The sequence below is a fragment of the uncultured Fretibacterium sp. genome (genome assembly GCF_963544685.1).
GTDB lineage: Bacteria > Synergistota > Synergistia > Synergistales > Aminobacteriaceae > CAJPSE01.
The window spans coordinates 22880-39796 of the sequence record NZ_CAUUGJ010000006.1 but is presented as its reverse complement, the minus strand read 5'-3'; the positions used below and the strand labels follow the sequence as shown (position 1 = coordinate 39796).

Sequence of the window (16917 nt, the reverse complement as noted above, 5' to 3'; positions counted from 1 at the left end):
CCCCCGACCCCGGAGGTGGAGCGTCTTCTCTACAGGCGCGTGGACTCCCTGGACCGCGTGATCCCGGTTCTGGAGGAACTGAACCGTGCCTGAGTCCGGGGAGATGGTCCGGACCTTCGTGGCCGTGCTGCTCTCCGAGGCGGCGGCCCGGGAGGCGGAACGGCTGCTGGATCGGCTGAGGCCGCTGGCGCGCTGCCGCTGGGTGACCCGGGCGCAGCTCCACATCACGCTGCGCTTTCTGGGGGAGCTGTCCCCGGCGGCGGTCGAGCGGGTCCGCCCGGCCGTGGCGGCCGTGACGGTTCAGCCCTTCGACATCGAGTTGCACCGCGCCGGCGCGTTTCCGGACCTGGCCCGTCCGCGCACGCTCTGGCTGGGCGGGGACCGGGGCGCGTCGGAGCTGACGGCCCTTGCGGGGCGGGTGGACGACGCCCTGTTCGAGGTCGGCATTCCGCGCAACGACCGGCCCTTCCGCCCGCACCTGACCCTGGCGCGGTCGGACGGCTCGCCCCTACCTCCGGCCCTGATGAGGGAGCTGGAGCGCGTGCCGTCCGTCGCGTGGCGCTGCTCCGACATCTCGCTGATGCGCAGCCGCCTGACGCCCCGGGGTGCGGTCTACACGCGGCTCTGACCCGCCGGGGCCTGGGGCCCTAGGGTGCCTGCATTTCGCTGATAGAACGTGGCATGCGCTCCTCGTCGGAGAGGATAACGGGGGTACTGGGAGCCCCGATCGGCTCGGGGGAGGGTAAAGAAGGTAAAGTAGGACGAGAGGGTCGGTCCCCAGCGGGGACCGACCCTCTCCTATCAGGGGCTCATCGTGTTCGAAGCGTCGATCGGGGCAGCGGAGGAGCTGCCGATCCTCACCTCTTGTTCTTTGGGCTTGGGGCCGGAAGCGGCGCCCTGTTCCCGGTCTCCTGCCCCTTGCCGTCGTACTGGAACTGGTCGAGCAGCTGCTCCAGATGCGCGACGCCCTCGCTCATGCTCTGGGCCTCCCCGGCGACGTTCTCGCTGGCCGCGGCGGTGTCCGCCGTCGCCCGCTTGATGTTCTCAAGCGTCTGTCCCACCTCCGACGTCGCGGAGGTCACCCGTCCGATGGCCTCGGCCATCTCGCTGCTCGACGCCGCCTGCTCCTCGGCCGCGGCGGCGATGGTCTGCATGTGGCCGCTCAGGGCGTTGACCTCGTCCAATCCCTTCTTCAGGCTCTCCTGGGCCTCGCCGGACTTCTTCACCGTCTCGTCGAGCAGGGCCTCCAGGTCGCGGACGACCGAGCCCGCCTTGTCCGAGTCGCTCTGCAGCCCCGCGATGAGCTTCTGGATCTCCTGGGCCGCGTTGCCCGATTCCTCGGCGAGCTTGCGGACCTCCTCGGCGACGACCGCGAAGCCCCGTCCCGCCTCTCCGGCCCGGGCGGCCTCGATGGCCGCGTTCAGGGCCAGCAGGTTCGTCTGGTCGGCTATGCCCGTTATCGTGGATACGAAGCCGGCGATGGACTCGACCGACCCGTTGACCTTGCGGATGGACTCGCCGCCCACGCGGGAGCGTTCCCCGGCTTGGCGGATCTTCTCCACCGCCTCGTCCACCTCCATGGAGGCGGACTGCGTCAGGTCCGCGGTGCGGGCGGCTATGCCCGCGCCCTCCTCGGCGGAGTTCGCCGTCGAGGTGGCGGCATGGGAGACCTCGTCGACCGCCGAGTTCGTGCGCGCCAGCGACTCCGAGTTCTCCTCGGAGAGGCGCGCCACCTCGTCGACGGACGCCTTGACCTCCTCCATGGAGGCTACGGCCTCCTCCGAGATGGCCGCCAGGTTCTGGGCGGACTCGGTGAAGCTGTATGCCTGAGCGTTCAGCTTGCGCAGCATGTCCACGATGCTGTGCTTCAGCTGGGAATAGCTGTGGGTCATGTCGCCGATTTCGTCCTTGTAGTCGTACAGCCAGACCTTGGACTGGTCGGTCGAGAAGTCAAGCGTGGCGGCGCGCTTCAGAAGCCCCCCGAAGGCGTTGATGGGACGCAGGATGCGTCCGGTGAGCCAGTAGACGGTCCCGGAGATCAAAATCAGCCCCACGACGGCGGCCAGGATCGTGTTGCGGGTCATCGCGTGGGAGTCCGCCAGCATGTCGTCCACCGGAACCAGGGCGCTGACGGAGAGGGTCTGCTTCGCGGGAGGAAGGTGCACCGGGGTGTAGGTCTTCAGAACCTGCCCGTTCAGGGACGCGGAGTGCCCGTAGCGGAAATAGTTCCTGCCCTCCTTGATGCTACGCAGGGTCTCGTCGGCGTTCTCCTGACCGTGGATGAGGTCGCCCAGCTGTTTGCCGACGTACTCGGGGGTCGTGGAATAGATGATGAAGCCGTCGTCGTCGACCAGCATGATGGCCGTGCGGTCGCTGATGATCCTGATGGACTTCAGGCTCTCCTGAATTTGGGCGTAGTCCAGGTCGATGCCCACGACGCCGGCCGTTTTCCCCTCGATCTCGATGGGTACGGAGATAGTGGAGACCAGGGCCTTCGTCCCGTCCTCGTAAGTGAGGTACTCCGGGTCCCCAATGGTGGCCTCGCCCGTCCGGAGCGGGACCGTGTAGAAGTCCCCGTCGCCGGGGACGTAGATCTTCTCGGGCGTCACGTCGTTGGTGCGGACGGCCTTTCCGTTCCTCTCCACGAAGGAGGCGGTGAACTGCCCCGTCTTGCCGTACCACTCTTCGCCCGCAAAATCGCTGTCCCGGCCGTCGAAGGCGTCGGGTTCGAAGGCCAGCCACATGGAGACGATCTCCGGACGCTGGAGTGCGCCCGACTCCAGCAGGGTCAGGACGGTGTTCCGCGAGCTGCCCAGGCTGCTGTCGAGGCGGGGGATGGCTTCGGCGATCGTCGTCAGGATGTTGATGTTGCTCGTGATCGTGTCCGTGACGGTGAGCGCGGCCACCTTGGACGAAGCCAGGGTAAGGGTCTCGGCGTCATGGGAGACCTTGGCCGACGAGGAGACGGCCACATAGAGGATGACGGCGGAAAAGATGACGATGACGACGGGCAGGATGTAGAGAAGCATCTTGCTCCTCAGCTGCAGGGCGCCGGGGCGCTTGGAACGGCTGTGATGGAACGACATGGACGATTCCCCCTAAATAAAATTGAAAAAGATGAAAAAAACGGACAGGTTCGTTTACAATTGCATGGATTACGCAGGTTTCCTTATTATACACGTTTTTTCTAGGGTTTGTCCCGGCGGCGGAACGTTTCCTCTCTTGATTGCGGAGGGCATTCGCGTTATAGTAATCGAAGAATGTCGAGAGAGGGAACGGAGGACATGTCATTTGGCTTCTGAAGTCGTAAAACCATGGTGGAGAGAGACACTTGAGACCATCGTCTGGGCGTTTGCCCTGGCGATGATCATCCGCACCTTTATCGTGCAGGCCTTCTGGATCCCCAGTGGTTCGATGGTACCCACCCTGGAGGTGGGGGACCGGGTCCTGGTGGCGAAGTTCTGGAACTGGTTTTTCGAGCCCTCTCGGGGGACGATCTACGTCTTCCGGTATCCGGAGGACCGGGACCGGGATTTCGTCAAGCGCATCATCGCCGTTCCGGGGGACACCGTGGATATCCGCAGCGGGACGGTCTACGTCAACGGCGAGCCCATCGACGAGCCCTACGTCCAGAACCGGGACCAATACACCCTTCGGCCCAACCGGGTCTTCCCCGAGGTCCCCTTCACGGTGCCGAAGGACAGCTATTTCGCCATGGGCGACAACCGACCTAACTCTCAGGACGGCCGCTTCTGGGGCTTCATCTCGGCGTCCGACATCCACGGCCCGGTCTTCTTCCGCTACTGGCCCCTGACCCGCATCGGGTTTCCGCGCTGAAGTGGGACGGACCGTCTGGTATCCCGGGCACATGGCCCGCGGGGGGCGCAAGCTGGCCGAGCTCCTCGAAAAGCTGGATCTTATCGTAGAGGTGCGCGATGCTCGCGCGCCTTTTTCTACTTCAGCCCCTCTCGTCGCCTCCTTCGCCCGTGCCAAGCCCGTGATGCTCGTCCTCGCCAAAAAGGACCTGGCGGACCCGGAGCGGACCCGGGTCTGGATCCGGGAGCTGGAGCTCGGGGGGCGGGAGGTATGGGCGCTCGACCTCCGCAGGGAGCGGCCGACGGCCCTCCGCAAGGCCCTCTCGGCCCGGAAGCCGGCTCACCGGGAGCTCAGGCTGGCCGTCATGGGCATCCCCAACGTCGGCAAGTCGATGCTGCTGAACGCCCTGGTGGGCAAGGCGCAGGCCCGCGTCGGGGGGATCCCCGGACTGACCCGGGAGGTCAGCTGGTATCGCAGCGGGGACCTGTTGATCGTGGACTCGCCCGGGATCCTGGACCCTCACGCGGAGCCGGGCGTCCACAGCGTGCTCTCCTGGCTGGGCTGCGCGAAGGCGGAGGTGCTGGGCGGCTTCGAGGCCTCGGCGCTCTCCTTCATCCGCTTCCTCAGGGCGCGCGGGCTCTTCGGGGCGCTCCTGAAGAAATGGGAGATCGAGGAGCGGGACGAGCCCGGGGAGCTGACGCTGGAGCGGCTGGGTCGCCGCCTGGGCTGCCTCGTCTCGGGGGGGGAGGTCGACAGGGAGTTGGCGGGCCGCCGCCTGATGGACGCCTTCTCGTCCGGAAAGCTGGGGCCGGCCACCCTGGAGCTTCCGGGGGACCCGCTGTGGGGAGACGGGGCGGCCTAGAGCGCGGGGCCGAGGGGCGGGCCGCCCGTCCCCGGGGCTCCCGGGACGAGGCCCTGGAGCGGTTGAGCGTGCTTCGGTCCTCGGGGCCCGGCGCCATCGTCGGGACGGATGAGGCGGGGCGGGGGCCTCTGGCGGGGCCCGTCGTCGCCGCCGCGGTCTCCCTGACCACCGTTCAGGAGGAGGCCTTGCTGTCCCTGGGGCTGCGGGACTCCAAGAAGCTGACGGCGCGGGGAAGGGAGTGTCTCTGGGACGCGATGGCCGAGCTCGGCGTCGCGTGGCGCGCTCAGGCCGCCGGCGCGGCGCGCATCGACCGCGACAACATCTCCCGGGCGTCGCTCTGGGCCATGGGACGGAGCGTCCTACGTTTGCGGCCCCTGCTGGCGCGGGAACCGGAGTGCGTGGTGGTCGACGGCATCCTGGCGATCCCGGACCTGCCCTTCCCCCAGTGGCCGCTCGTGGCCGCGGACGACATCGTCCCGGCCGTCTCGGCGGCCTCGGTCGTCGCCAAGGTGCTCCGGGACAGGGCCATGACCGCCCTCGACCGTCTGTGGCCGGACTACGGCTTCGCCCGGCACAAGGGCTATCCGACCGCCATGCACCGCGAGGCGGTGGCCCGGCACGGGCTCTCGCCCGTGCACCGCGAATCCTTCTGCCGGAACATACGCCGGGAAGAATACGGGCGAGGAGAAGATAAGGAGAGATAGCCATGCCCCCGATCTCCAACCTCAACGTGCAGATAGGCCCCAACCAGACCGGGACCGGAGGGATCGGAACGGCCCCCGCCTCCCCGGGGAGGCCCGTTTCCCCATCGCCGCTCGCCTCCCCCCGCACGGGGACGGTGGTGGAGGGACAGGTGCTCGGACGCAATGCGGACGGCACCTACTCCGTCCGCATCGATGCGCAGGACGGTCGCCCGGCCCAGACCCTTCTGGCTCGGGCGACGCTGACCCTCATCGCGGGGGAGCGCTTCCGCGCCGTCTGGGACGCCTCGGGGACCGACGGCGTTCCCGTCCTGCGGCTTTCCCCGGAGGAGCTCTCCTTCCTCTCCCGGGTCCCCGCCTCCGACCGCGAGGTGGCGACGGCGCTTCTGGCGCGCGGCCTGCCGCTCTCGGACGAGGTGCTGGCGGCGGTACGGGACGCCTGGAGGCGCGTGGGGAGCGCTCCGGACCAGCTCTCCTCCCTGATCGAGCTCTGGGCCCGCGGGGTCCCGCTGACGGCGGAGAACGTCCGGCTCCTGACGGAATATGCGGCCCTCGGCGGCGGGGCGGCGACGGCCCTTTGGGCGCGGATCCGCAAGGAGCTCCGGGAACGGGCCCGAAATGGCGAGGACCCCGTTGAGGTCCTGCGCGGCCTGAAGGAGGGGGAGGGGGAGCTCGCCCGCTTTCTTCGGGCGCACTCCCTGCTGATGCACGCCCCGAGGGACGAGGTCAACCCCCTCCTGCTGGGCGCGCCCTTCTGGCCGGGGCCGGAGGATGCCCCGGACCTCACGGCGCGCGTCTTCGTGGGGCGGGTCTGCGAGGAGGACGGCCGGCGGTACTGGCAGGTCGGGTTCGGCGTCGAGGGGCCGAGGCTGGGATTTGTCGGCGGGACCGTCGAGAGCGACGGGCGGGGCTGCAACCTCGACCTCCATGCCGACCGTGCCGAGACCTGCGAGCTTCTGAAGCGGAGGCGCGGCGACGTCCGCGAGGAGCTGGAGGGCACGGCGCTGCCCGTCCGGTTCATCGGCATCTCCCGGAGCGTCGTCGAGCACCTCAGGAACCGTCTCCTGTCCGGGCGGGGCCTGGACCTGACCGTCTGATGAGCGGCCGGAAGTGGGACAGGGCCGTCGCCCTCCAATACGACCGCGAGGCGATGGAGGCCCCGACCGTCGTCGCCAGGGGGGAGGGCCTCGTCGCCCGGAAGATCGTGGAGCGCGCCCTGGAGGCGGAGGTCCCCGTCGTCGAGGACGCCGCGCTGGTCTCCGCGCTGCTCTCCCTGGAGCTGGGCGAGGAGATACCGGCCGAGCTTTATGAGGTCGTGGCCCGCGTTCTGGCCTGGGTCTATCGACTGGACAGGGGGGAGTCGGCATGACGCGCCATCTGGAGCTGGGGCGGCGCGCCGAGGACCGGGCCGAGGCCTATATCAGGAGATCCCCCGGCTGGAAGGTCCTGGGGCGCAACCTCGTCAACCCCTACGGGGAGCTCGACATCGTCGCGATGGACGGATCGGAGCTGGTGATCGTGGAGGTGCGCTGCCGCACGCTGGGGGAGGTGCAGTCGTCCCTGGACTCCGTCGGGCCCCGGAAGCTCCGCCGCCTGGTGGATGCGGGCCGGGCCCACGCGGACCGGATTGGCTGGACCGGCCCCTGGCGCATCGACCTGATCGGCTTCACGGTAAGCACGGCGGACCGCGACGCCGCGGAGCCGGAGTGGCGCCTGGAGCACGTCCGGGACGTCACGCGCGGGATGGACTGCCCGTCATGAACGCCACGCTGGGCGTTACCCTGAGGGGGATGGAGGCCGTGCCCGTCGCGAGCGCACGGCCCCAAAAAGGAGCGGGATTGTCGATATGGGCCGAAACCTAACGGATTCCCACCTTGATCGCAGCAATGTGTTGAACAACGCCATGGCGATGCGGGAGATAGAAAAGGCCGTCGGGCTTCGTGGGATTCTTTTTCAGGGCCGATACGTCTTTTTGAAGGAGCAGGTCGCGTCCTTCCTGGAGATAGCGCCTCGCACGGTGGAGCGCTATCTTGAAAACCACAACGAGGAACTTGTCCGAAACGGGTATGTGGTTTTGCGGGGCGAGATCTTGCAATCACTGAAAAAAATACTTTCTCAAACGGATGTTCCCGAAATCGATGTCGGGAACATTCTCAGGAGCCCTCAGCTGGGCGTCTTCGATTTCCGCGCCTTCCTGAACCTCGCGATGCTGGTGGTGGAGGGCAGTCGTGCTCGCCTGATGCGTCAGATGATCCTGGATATCGTGATCGATACCATCAATCTGCGGTGCGGCGGCTCGACGAAATACATCAACCAGAGGGATGAGGATTTCATCTTCTCGCTGTATCAGGATGAAGATTACCACAGGCAATTTACGGACGCGCTCAGGGATTTTGTGAGCGGGGGCAACTTCAAGTACGCCAATTACACCAACAAAATCTACCTCGCCATCTTCAGGGAAAGGAACCAGGAGTATCGGAAAATCTTGAGGCTTGCCCAGAAGGATCGAACCCGCCATACTTTTTATTCCGAGGTGCTCGATCTGATTACGGCTTTCGAGAGCGGGCTGGCCTCCGAGCTGGAAAAGCGCAGCGAGGCATTGGAGAGAAAGCTGGAGCCTTGGGAGGTGGACTCTGTTTTTGACGAGCTGGCCGCCCTCCCGCTCTGGAAACCCCTGATCGAAAAGGCCCGAATGAAGATGGCCAGCCGCGATCTGGCATTCCGTGACGCCTTGCACGAGAACATCTCCGAATACATCCGCGCCCTGCCGGTCGAGGACTTCGAGCGCTTTCTTGGGGAAAAGAGCAAGGAATTGGCGGAGCGCATCGAGGACGCGCAGGATGTGCTGAAACGCCTGAGGGATCGGGGCTAAATGGTTATCCTGTACCCTACGCCCCAAGGCGCCTTGTCGGTCTATGCCAAGACCATCGCCGTAAGCGGCGGGGGCGCCAGCGGATTTATCGGCGACGGCGAAGCGCGGTTCCGGAGCGTCCTGGACTTCATTCGGGACGACACGTATTACCCGACTTTCGAGGAGAAGTTGACGCACCTGTTTTTTTCTCTGTGCCGGGACCATTGCTTTCTCGACGGCAACAAGCGATTTGCCATCGCTCTGTGTACTCACATGCTTCTGCTGAACGGGTACGTCTATTGCGCCGGACGATTCATGGCCAAAATGGAGAATGTCTGCCGGCACGTAGCGGCTGGGGCGATCGGCAAGGACCTGCTGTACGAGATCGTCGTCAACACGGTAAACGAAGAATTCGACGATGAGGAACTCAAACTGAGGATTATCGACGCCATCGATACGCCTCAGGCGGAACCGTTCAGGCTGAAAAGGACATCTTCAATCCACGGAGAGGAGGCTTCCTCATGAACGCCACGCTGGGCGTCACCCTGAGGGGGATGGAGGCCGTTCCCGTCGAGGTGGAGGTCGAGATGACGGGCGGGCTGTTCGCCATCAGCATCGTCGGGCTCCCCGACGTGGCGGTCCGGGAGTCGAAGGAACGGGTCCGGGCCGCCCTGCGGGCCCTGGGCCTCGGTCTGAAGGGGCGGGTCTCGGTGAACCTGGCCCCCGCGGACGTGCCCAAGGAGGGCGCCCTGCTGGACCTGCCCATCGCGCTCTGCATGATGGGGGCCGCCGGGGCGCTCCGTCCCCCGGAGCGGGCCCTCTACATGGGCGAGCTGGCGCTGGACGGACGCCTGAGGCGCGTCCGCGGGGCCGTTCCCGCCGCCTTCCTGGCGCGGGAGCTGGACCTTCCGCTCTACGTCCCGCGAGAGAACGCGGAGGAGGTCTCCCTGGTCCGGGGCGTCCGGGCCTACTGCGCGGAGACGCTGGGGGAGCTCGCCGCGGTACTGCGCGGGGAGTCGGCCCCCACCCCGGCGCCCCATGCGGTCATGCCCGAGGAGGACTTCGCTGCGGAGCCCGATTTTGCCGACGTCAAGGGGCAGGCCGCCGCACGGCGCGCCGCCGAGATCGCCGCGGCGGGCCACCACAACCTGCTGCTGATCGGATCGCCCGGGAGCGGAAAGACCCTGATCGCCCGCGCCATGAACGGCATCCTGCCGCCCCTGACGGACGACGAACTGGTCGAGACGCTGCTCGTCCGCAGCACCCTGGGGATGCCCGTCGAGCGGGGGCGGCGAAGGCCGTTCCGGACGGTGCACTTCAGCGCCAGCACCGTCTCCGTCTGCGGCGGGGGCAGCGCCCTGAGGCCGGGAGAGGTGTCGTTGGCCCATCGGGGCGTTCTTTTTCTGGACGAGTTTACGGAGTTTCGGCGCGACCTGACGGAGAGCCTGCGGGCGCCTCTGGAGGACGGGCAGATCGTCGTGAGCCGCGCGTCCGGGACCGTCGCCTACCCCTCCCGGGTCCTGCTGGTCCTGGCGGCCAACCCCTGCGCCTGCGGATTCGCGGGCGACCCCGTGGAGAAGTGCGTCTGCTCCGCCGCGGAACTGGACCGGTACCGGCGCAAGCTCTCCGGCCCCATCCTCGACCGCATCGACCTCCAGATCGCCGTCCCGCGTCTGACGCCGAAGGAGCTGCTCTCCTTCTCCGGCGGGGCCGAGTCCAGCGCCGCCATCCGCTCGCGCGTGGTGCGGGCGCGGGAGGTCCAGCAGAGGCGCTGGGCCCCGTTCGGCCTCTCCTGCAACGCCGAGCTGCCCGAAAAACTGGTGCGGCGCCACCTGGAGCTCTCGGCCAAGTCGCGGGACTACCTTGCCGGGATGGCGGGCCGTCTGAAGCTCTCCGGGCGCGGCATCAGCCGGGTCCTGAAGGTGGCCCGCACCATCGCCGACCTCGCGGGCGAGCCCTCCATCCGCACGCCGCACCTGGCGGAGGCGCTGATGTACCGGCAGGGAAACGCGCCCTGAGGAACCTCGTTACGCTGCTGCCACGGACGGCGAGCTCCGTCACCCTTCTTCTTTTGTATCCACTTTCGTATCCAGGGCCTCGGTTGTCTTTGCGTTTGCCGGGGAGATGACTTTGCTGCCCGTCCTGACTTCGATTTCCTGCCGTGCTCTGCCCGCGATAGCGCCGCCCTCGCGCGCCGCAGCCCTGCTCTCCTCAAAGCCCTGCGGACTGACCGCTTTGGAGATTTCGGTGGTGGAAGCCTCGGCGAGCATGTTCAGAACGAGCTCGAGGTTCGTCATATTATCCCGCAGGTTTTCCTTTTTGAGGTTTTTGTGTCGTTTATATTCTGAAACGGAAAGTCCGGACCAGGCTTTTGTGATTTCGTTCGTCAGTATGGCGTAGTCCCTGTTCGTCTCGAGGCCGGAGCGCCGCCATTCCGCCGTGAGTTCCTTACGGATCTCAATGGATTTGAGGCGCTGATTGATCCATGCTTCGGAGTACCCTTTTGCGTGATACGTTTCAACAGCCCTGTCGAACGCAAGCTCAGGGTCGGCGATTTCATCGAGGCGTTCTTTGCCGACCATGGCAAGCCACGTTTTGAAGGGCTCGGCCTTAGGGGATGGGATGGATTGGATCAACCGTAGAAGCTGCTCCGTATCGGCAACGTCCGTCAGACGCATTTTGCCGTCGGCCGCAGGCATTTTCAACTGGTGACAATTCGTCACCGTTTCATTGCCTTCCTCTTTGAGACGCTGTTTCAGCTTGTTCCAATACTTCCTGCCGTCGGAGCTGTCCGTCAGAACCTGACACACATCGACGATGGAGAAGTACCATGTTTCCCTCTCCTCATCCCAAACGCTTCGGACTCTTTGTTCCTCGAACAGCTTCAATTCGGACCTCATGGGCTCATCTCCCTGCGGAGAGCGCGATCTCCAGCACAGAATTTCGAGGTTGTTTTTGCGGGGTCATCGATTTGCATACACAATACTGCAGAGAGGCGTTCGGCGTCCTGTCCGGACGTTCCCGGACGGATCAGAGCAGAACTCCCCGGCTTAGCCAGGCCCCCAGCGCCGAAAGGGACGTGAAGGCGACGAAGATCAGCTCGCCCCGACTCATCTCGCCGCGTCGCGGCGACATCTCGAAGACGCGGAACCCGAATCGCCTCCTCCAGGGGACGAACAGCGGGACCTTGCCGCAGCAGGCGTCGCCCAGCACATGGAGCACGCAGCCCAGAAACCAGAAGGCGGCGCACCCCCAGACCGATTCGGGGCTCGCCGCGGCGAGCCCCGAAAGGCTCGGCACCGTGCGCTTCGCCCCCGCGAGGAAACAAAAGAGAAAGCCCGCCAGCCACAGGACGATCCAGTGCGAGCTCCTGCGATGGTGCCGGTTTCGCCCGGCGCCCCAGATCAGGTATTCGACCGTATCGGGAAACGCGCTGCCCAAGAGGCCGAAGAGGGCGGCGGGGAGCGAGCGCGTCAGGGCCCCGATGAACATGAAGTTCAGCACGCGGTGCCCGGGCCCCGTCATCACATGGCTACCTTCTGCTTGCCGCGCTTCGTCAGGACCTCCAGCTCCTGCACGTCGAGATAGGGATAAGGGGGCTCTCCGTTGTTCAGGTCCCGCTCCTGCAGCACCCCGGTGACGCGCACCCAGGCGTTCTCCGGAGGGGCGTCCTTCCCCATGCAGGCAAAGCCGATGGGCATGTCGTCCGGGCCGCAGCAGACGGCGATGCGCACGACGGCGAACTTCTCCGGCCCCTCGCCGAAGTTCTCCGCCGTGATGGGCAGGACGAACCCCTCGTACTGGATGGTCTTGCCCCTGTAGTCGCTCATGTTCATGAAGATGTCCGTGATCATCCCCACGAAAAAGTTCTCGCGGATCACGTAGTCCGGCTTCCCGGACGCATCCGCGGGCAGGGCGGCGGCCAGAAGGCACAGGCTCAGCCCAAGGGCTGCGGTGCGCGCCCGTTTCAGTATCCTCATGCAAAACTCCTTTATCATGAAAAAATCCCTTCCCCGCCGCAGGCCTCCGGTTCGCCCGCTCACGCGGTGCGCCCCATGAGGCGCGACAGAAGGACGGCCCCGATCAGCGCCGCCACGTTGACGGACACGATGCTGGCGCCCGTGGGCAGGTTCCAGACGAAGGACAGGGCCAGCCCCGCGGCGAAGCAGATCAGCGAGATGCAGGCGGACGTCACGACGAGCGCCCGGAAGCTGCTCACCAGCCTGCGCGCCGTGACCGCCGGAAGGATGATCAGGCTCGATATCAGGAGCGTCCCCATCATCCTCATGCCCAGCACCACCGTGAGGGCGGTGAGGAAGGAGATCAGGAACTGATAGAGCGTGACGTTTATTCCCAGCGACCGCGCGTAGTCCTCGTTGTAGGTGATCAGGAAGAGCCGGTTGTAGAAGAGGATGAACAGGCCCGTGACGAAGAGCGAGAGGGCGACGGAGAGGACGACGTCCTCGTTCGTCATCGCCAGAATGCTGCCGAACATGTAGCTGCACACGTCGAGGTTCATCCCGCGCGTCAGCGCCGTGACGAGGACGCCGAAGGCCAGGGCGGCCGAGGCCGCGATGCCGATGGCCACGTCGCCGCCGACCCTCCTGCGCTGGCTGACGAACATGATGACGAACGACGCCGCGATGACCAGCGGCGTCGACACGTAGAGCGGCGGCAGGTTGAAGGCCAGGGCCACGGAGAGCGCCGCGAACCCCACCTCGGAGAGCCCGTGGCCGATCAGGGAATAGCGTTTCAGGACCAGGATCACGCCGAGAATGGAGGCGCACAGCGATACCATCACGCCGACGATCAGCGCCCGCGTGACGAAGGGATAGGACAGGACCTCCCAGACCTCTTGAAACGTCATGCCGACACCTCCGAGAGGACCGGCACGCCCTCGGGGTCGAGGATGCCGGAGTCGAGGATGGAGGCCTTCCAGGCCCCGCTGCGCCAGGCATCGGGCGTTCCCACGAAGAGCAGGCGCCGGGCCATGACCGCGACGCGCGACGCGCACGCGGCGACCTCGTCGAGGTCGTGGGAGACCATCACGATGGTCGTCCGCCGCTCCCGGTTAAGCCGGGCGAGCAGTTCGTAGAACCCGCGCCTGCTGTCGGCGTCCAGCCCCGAGCAGGGCTCGTCCAGGAGGAGCAGCTTCGGCCCGCGGCACATCGCCCGCGCAAGCAGGACGCGCTGCATCTGTCCTCCAGAGAGCTTCCCGATCCGCCGGCCCGCCAGGTCCGATATCTCGAAGGCCGAGAGGGCCGCCGTCGCGGCCTCCTTGTCCGCGCGGGTATAGAACGGGGCGCGCCAGCCCCGGCGCTGGGTCCCGGTCAGCACGATCTCCCAAACCGTCGCGGGAAAGTCGCGGTCCGCCCCCTCGACCTGGGGGACGTAGGCCGCCCCGTCGGGGCCCGTCTCCAGGGTGACGCGTCCCCCCGCCAGGGGGGTCAGGCCCAGGATGCCCCGGATCAGGGTGCTCTTCCCCGATCCGTTGGCCCCCACGATGCAGAAGAACTCCCCCTCGGCGACGTCAAAGGAGACGTCCTCCACCGCGACGATGGAGCCGTACGCGATGGAGACGTGCGAGAGCGTCAGGAGCGCGCCGTCCCCGGAGCGATTCAACGGCCGCCCCTCCTACAGGGTCAGCGCCTGCTCGACGCTGTCCCGGTTGGCCTTCATGATGTCCAGGAAGGTCACGCCCTTCTCGAACTCGTCCTTCGTCAGGTTGTGGGCCGTGCTGAACGTCAGCAGCTTCGCCCCCGTCTGCTCGGCGATGGACTGCGCGACCTTCGGGACGACGAACTCCTCGTGGAAGATGCAGCGGATGTCCTTTTTCCTGATGTACTGGATCACCTGAGCGATGCGCTGGACGCCCGGCTCGCCCTCCGAGGAGCAGGTGTCGTAGGCCGTCACGTAGTTCAGGCCGTAGTGCTTCAGGAAATAAAGGTAGGCGAAGCGTCCCCCGAACACCAGGGTGCGGTGCCGGCCCTTCTTCACGATGGAGGCGAACTCCGCGTCCAGCTCCGCCAGCCGGGCCTTGTACGCCTCGGCGTTCTTCGCGTACAGGTCCGCGTGCTCCGGGTCGGCCGTGCTCAGCCCGGCCGCGATGTTGTCCACCATTTTCCGGGCCAGGGACAGGTCCAGCCAGATGTGCGGATCGTACTCGTGGTGGTGATGGTGCGTATGTCCGTGCTCGTCGTGATCCTCATGGTCGGGCTCCTTCTGGAGGGCGACCCCCAGGGACGCGTCCACGACGACCAGCTTTTTGTTGTCCAGGCTCTGGACGATGCGCTCCGCCCAGGGCTCCATGTACTTTCCCGTGAACACGAAGACGTCCGCGTCGTTCAGGGTCTTCATGTCGGACGGACGGGGCTCGAAGGTATGGCTCTCCACCCCGGGGGGCAGGAGCATGCGGACGGACGCACGGTCCCCGGCGATCTGCCGGACGAAGTCATACTGCGGGAAAAGGCTGCACACGACCGACAGCTTCCGCTCCTCGGCCCCGGCGCCTCCCGCCGCGGTCAACGCCAAAAGCAGGGCGCAAAGGCCCGCCGCAAACGTTCTTGAAATCCTCAAAGTTCGGTAACCTCCCGGAAATGAAAAAATTGAACTGAAAAATTGGAGACGGAACGAACCGTATCCTCCGCACCGGCCCCCACGGACCGGAGCGCCTGTGACATGCGCTCAGCCTCGGTCCCGCTTGACGCAGCCGGGGCACTTCCCGTAGAGGACGAGCTTGCTCTCGTCGATCGCGAGGGCGTTCTCGTCGGCGAAGCGATGGAAGGCCTCGCGAAGGGGCTCGCTGTCGAAGTGGAGCATCGTCCCGCACGTCTCGCAGAGGAGATGGTAATCCTCCTCCCCCTCCGCCGGATCGCCGAGGTACTCGATCAGCGCCGGGCCGCCCTCGGGGCCGCGGTAGCGCCGCACGCGCCCCGCCTCCTCCAGCTCGGTCAGAAAACGGTAGACCGTCGCCTTGCTGACCGGGGTCCCGGAGCGCTTCAGGCGATCGACGAGCTCGTCCGCCGTCAGGTGAGCGCCCTCCATGCCGCACAGGCACCTCAGGATGGATGCCTTCTGACGGGTGCTCTTGCGCGACTCCGCCGCAGCCGCCAAGGGACCGCCTCCTCTCCGAAATCAGGGTATGAAACTGAGACGCATAATCAACATTGGGGAGGATAACTCCGCCATGCCGATTTGTCAAGGAGCTTTTGAAAGAAAATTGTGCGCCCCGCCGGTATTTCGGCCCTTATCTTATAATGAGGGGAGGATAGCCATGCCGCGTTCCGGCCCCTCCCGGTTCCGGAGCGCGCGGGGAGGCGGGGAGCATGTTTCACGAGGAGATCGTCCGTTCCTTCGACGGGACGGAGCTTTATCGATGCATCGACGCGCCGGAGCCGTTCCGCGGCACGGTCGTCCTGCTGCATGGTTTGGGAGGGCACTGCCGAAGGTTCGACGAACCCGTCCGCCGGATCAATGCCGCGGGCTGGAGGGTCGTCCGCTACGATCACCGCGGGCACGGACGGTCCGGGGGCGCCCGGGCCTGCCTGAACGACTACGACGACCTCGTGGTCGACGCGAAATTCATCGCGGGCGCGGCTCGGAGGGACGCGCCGGGCCCCTTGTTCACCTGCGGCTACAGCATGGGGGGGCTGGTCTCCCTCCTCCTGGGCATCCGGTATCCCGAGGGGCTGTCGGGGCAGGTCTTTCTGGGCGCCTGCGCCTGCGAGCTTCCGCTTTACCGCAGCTTCCGCCGGCCCCAGATCGGGAGGATAGCGATGCGGACTTCGCCCTCCGTCGGCTCGGCCCTGCTCAGCAGGGACCCGGACGTGGCGGACGAGTACGACCGGGACCCCTGGGTGCTTCACGCCTTCACCAACAAGCTGCTCTACGAGGTCTTCGTGCGGGGCGTCGACGACCTGACCGCCTCCCTTCACCGCCACGCCCTGCCCTGCCTGACGCTCCACGGGGCCGACGACCGTCTCGTCCCGGTGGAGTCGTCGCGGATCATCCACAGCCGCTCCGCCTCGCCGGACAAGACGCTCGAGATCCTTCCGGGCTGCTACCACGACATCCTGCACGACGCCGCGCGCGACGACGCGATATCGCGCATCGTCGCGTGGATGGAGGGATTCCGGCCGTAAGGTCGCTGCGCCGCCGGGCTCGGGGATTTTATCGGGCCGCGAATGCCGCCTCGATTCCGATCGAGTCCTTCAGGCGGCCTACACAGTTCACGTGCACGCCGGTCCTTCGCCCGCTGCCCGCAGAGGATTGGGAATTGAAACGAGCAGGCGACGGACCCCTTGACTTTTCCGCCCCGTTCGGAACATACTTACATTCGGCTCATTTTGTCTTGCGGAGCCTCCGGGCGCTTGCACCGGAAATCTCGTTCCCGAAAGAGGAGGATCGCCATGTCCGGTTTTGTCTGACGCTCCGGGCCGCGGTGCACGGGATGCATCGTTCGGTGCGGTTCTTCGCGGGGCGATCTTTCGTTTAGATAAACGATCCGGCAAACGGGCGATTCCGCCCGTCCCTCCATTTCACCGCACCGTTCGGTGGCCCCCCGATGGGGGCTTCCCTTACTTTTTGCCGTTCCTGTCCTGTTCTGCAGGTCTGCGAGCGCTCTGTGCCCGTCGGCACATGGCGTCCTCTGCTGCGTATTTCGTATTTTTCGTATTTGAGGAGAAAAG

At 66.1% G+C, this 16917-nt stretch carries 19 protein-coding genes; 11 read left to right on the top strand and 8 right to left on the bottom strand.

The genetic code is table 11. From position 1 onward, the window contains the following. Positions 1-85 precede the first annotated feature (85 nt). A complete protein-coding gene (thpR, locus tag ABLA28_RS01450) occupies positions 86-628 on the top strand; it encodes an RNA 2',3'-cyclic phosphodiesterase (protein ID WP_347712213.1) in 543 nt (180 codons plus the stop codon). 229 nt (positions 629-857) lie between these two features. Here thpR and ABLA28_RS01445 read toward each other — a convergent pair whose 3' ends face one another. Beyond that, positions 858-3086 carry a methyl-accepting chemotaxis protein gene (locus ABLA28_RS01445; RefSeq protein ID WP_347712212.1) on the bottom strand — a complete coding sequence of 743 codons (2229 nt, stop codon included), beginning with the start codon at positions 3084-3086 and terminating at the stop codon, positions 858-860. Positions 3087-3291: 205 nt separating this feature from the next. Here ABLA28_RS01445 and lepB point away from each other — a divergent pair, with 205 nt between their 5' ends. The 9 genes from lepB (at position 3292) to ABLA28_RS01400 (ending at position 10248) form a co-directional block, all read left to right on the top strand. Next, positions 3292-3837 (top strand): signal peptidase I, encoded by a 546-nt coding sequence (gene lepB, locus ABLA28_RS01440; RefSeq protein ID WP_347712211.1) that lies wholly within the window; start codon positions 3292-3294, stop codon positions 3835-3837. Position 3838: 1 nt separating this feature from the next. Next, on the top strand, positions 3839-4678 hold the full coding sequence (locus tag ABLA28_RS01435) for a GTPase (protein WP_347712210.1): 840 nt from the start codon (positions 3839-3841) through the stop codon (positions 4676-4678). Beyond that, a complete protein-coding gene (locus tag ABLA28_RS01430) occupies positions 4657-5382 on the top strand; it encodes a ribonuclease HII (RefSeq protein WP_347712209.1) in 726 nt (241 codons plus the stop codon). Before ABLA28_RS01435 ends, ABLA28_RS01430 begins: the two co-directional genes overlap by 22 nt. A 2-nt stretch (positions 5383-5384) precedes the next feature. After that, complete coding sequence (locus ABLA28_RS01425; protein WP_347712208.1) at positions 5385-6476, top strand: hypothetical protein; 1092 nt, start codon at positions 5385-5387, stop codon at positions 6474-6476. Then, complete coding sequence (locus ABLA28_RS01420; protein WP_347712207.1) at positions 6476-6748, top strand: EscU/YscU/HrcU family type III secretion system export apparatus switch protein; 273 nt, start codon at positions 6476-6478, stop codon at positions 6746-6748. The genes ABLA28_RS01425 and ABLA28_RS01420 overlap by 1 nt, the downstream gene beginning before the upstream one ends. Beyond that, positions 6745-7140 (top strand): YraN family protein, encoded by a 396-nt coding sequence (locus ABLA28_RS01415; protein WP_299301333.1) that lies wholly within the window; start codon positions 6745-6747, stop codon positions 7138-7140. The genes ABLA28_RS01420 and ABLA28_RS01415 overlap by 4 nt, the downstream gene beginning before the upstream one ends. An 85-nt stretch (positions 7141-7225) precedes the next feature. Continuing rightward, complete coding sequence (locus ABLA28_RS01410; RefSeq protein WP_347712206.1) at positions 7226-8251, top strand: hypothetical protein; 1026 nt, start codon at positions 7226-7228, stop codon at positions 8249-8251. Then, positions 8252-8755, top strand: a complete 504-nt coding sequence (locus tag ABLA28_RS01405) for a Fic family protein (protein ID WP_347712205.1) — start codon at positions 8252-8254, stop codon at positions 8753-8755. Then, positions 8752-10248: a YifB family Mg chelatase-like AAA ATPase gene (locus ABLA28_RS01400; RefSeq protein ID WP_347712204.1), complete on the top strand. Its 1497-nt coding sequence runs from the start codon at positions 8752-8754 to the stop codon at positions 10246-10248. Before ABLA28_RS01405 ends, ABLA28_RS01400 begins: the two co-directional genes overlap by 4 nt. A gap of 39 nt (positions 10249-10287) precedes the next feature. Here the strand turns inward: ABLA28_RS01400 and ABLA28_RS01395 are convergent, their stop codons facing one another. The 7 genes from ABLA28_RS01395 to ABLA28_RS01365 all read right to left on the bottom strand — a co-directional run bounded on the left by ABLA28_RS01395 (position 10288) and on the right by ABLA28_RS01365 (position 15343). After that, positions 10288-11118, bottom strand: coding sequence for a Bro-N domain-containing protein (locus ABLA28_RS01395; protein WP_347712203.1), 831 nt, complete (start codon positions 11116-11118; stop codon positions 10288-10290). Positions 11119-11260: 142 nt separating this feature from the next. Further along, on the bottom strand, positions 11261-11755 hold the full coding sequence (locus ABLA28_RS01390; protein ID WP_347712202.1) for a metal-dependent hydrolase: 495 nt from the start codon (positions 11753-11755) through the stop codon (positions 11261-11263). Then, positions 11755-12210, bottom strand: a complete 456-nt coding sequence (locus ABLA28_RS01385) for a hypothetical protein (RefSeq protein ID WP_314717385.1) — start codon at positions 12208-12210, stop codon at positions 11755-11757. The genes ABLA28_RS01390 and ABLA28_RS01385 overlap by 1 nt, the downstream gene beginning before the upstream one ends. 59 nt (positions 12211-12269) lie before the next feature. Continuing rightward, entirely contained in the window at positions 12270-13097 is an 828-nt protein-coding gene (locus ABLA28_RS01380; protein WP_299300062.1) for a metal ABC transporter permease, read from the bottom strand. Then, positions 13094-13852: an ABC transporter ATP-binding protein gene (locus ABLA28_RS01375; protein WP_347712201.1), complete on the bottom strand. Its 759-nt coding sequence runs from the start codon at positions 13850-13852 to the stop codon at positions 13094-13096. The genes ABLA28_RS01380 and ABLA28_RS01375 overlap by 4 nt, the downstream gene beginning before the upstream one ends. Before the next feature lie 12 nt (positions 13853-13864). Then, positions 13865-14806, bottom strand: a complete 942-nt coding sequence (locus tag ABLA28_RS01370) for a zinc ABC transporter substrate-binding protein (protein WP_347712200.1) — start codon at positions 14804-14806, stop codon at positions 13865-13867. A 108-nt stretch (positions 14807-14914) separates the two neighbouring features. After that, entirely contained in the window at positions 14915-15343 is a 429-nt protein-coding gene (locus tag ABLA28_RS01365; RefSeq protein ID WP_299301905.1) for a transcriptional repressor, read from the bottom strand. Between the two features lie 212 nt (positions 15344-15555). Here ABLA28_RS01365 and ABLA28_RS01360 point away from each other — a divergent pair, with 212 nt between their 5' ends. Next, positions 15556-16371, top strand: a complete 816-nt coding sequence (locus ABLA28_RS01360) for a lysophospholipase (RefSeq protein ID WP_347712199.1) — start codon at positions 15556-15558, stop codon at positions 16369-16371. Positions 16372-16917: the final 546 nt, after the last annotated feature.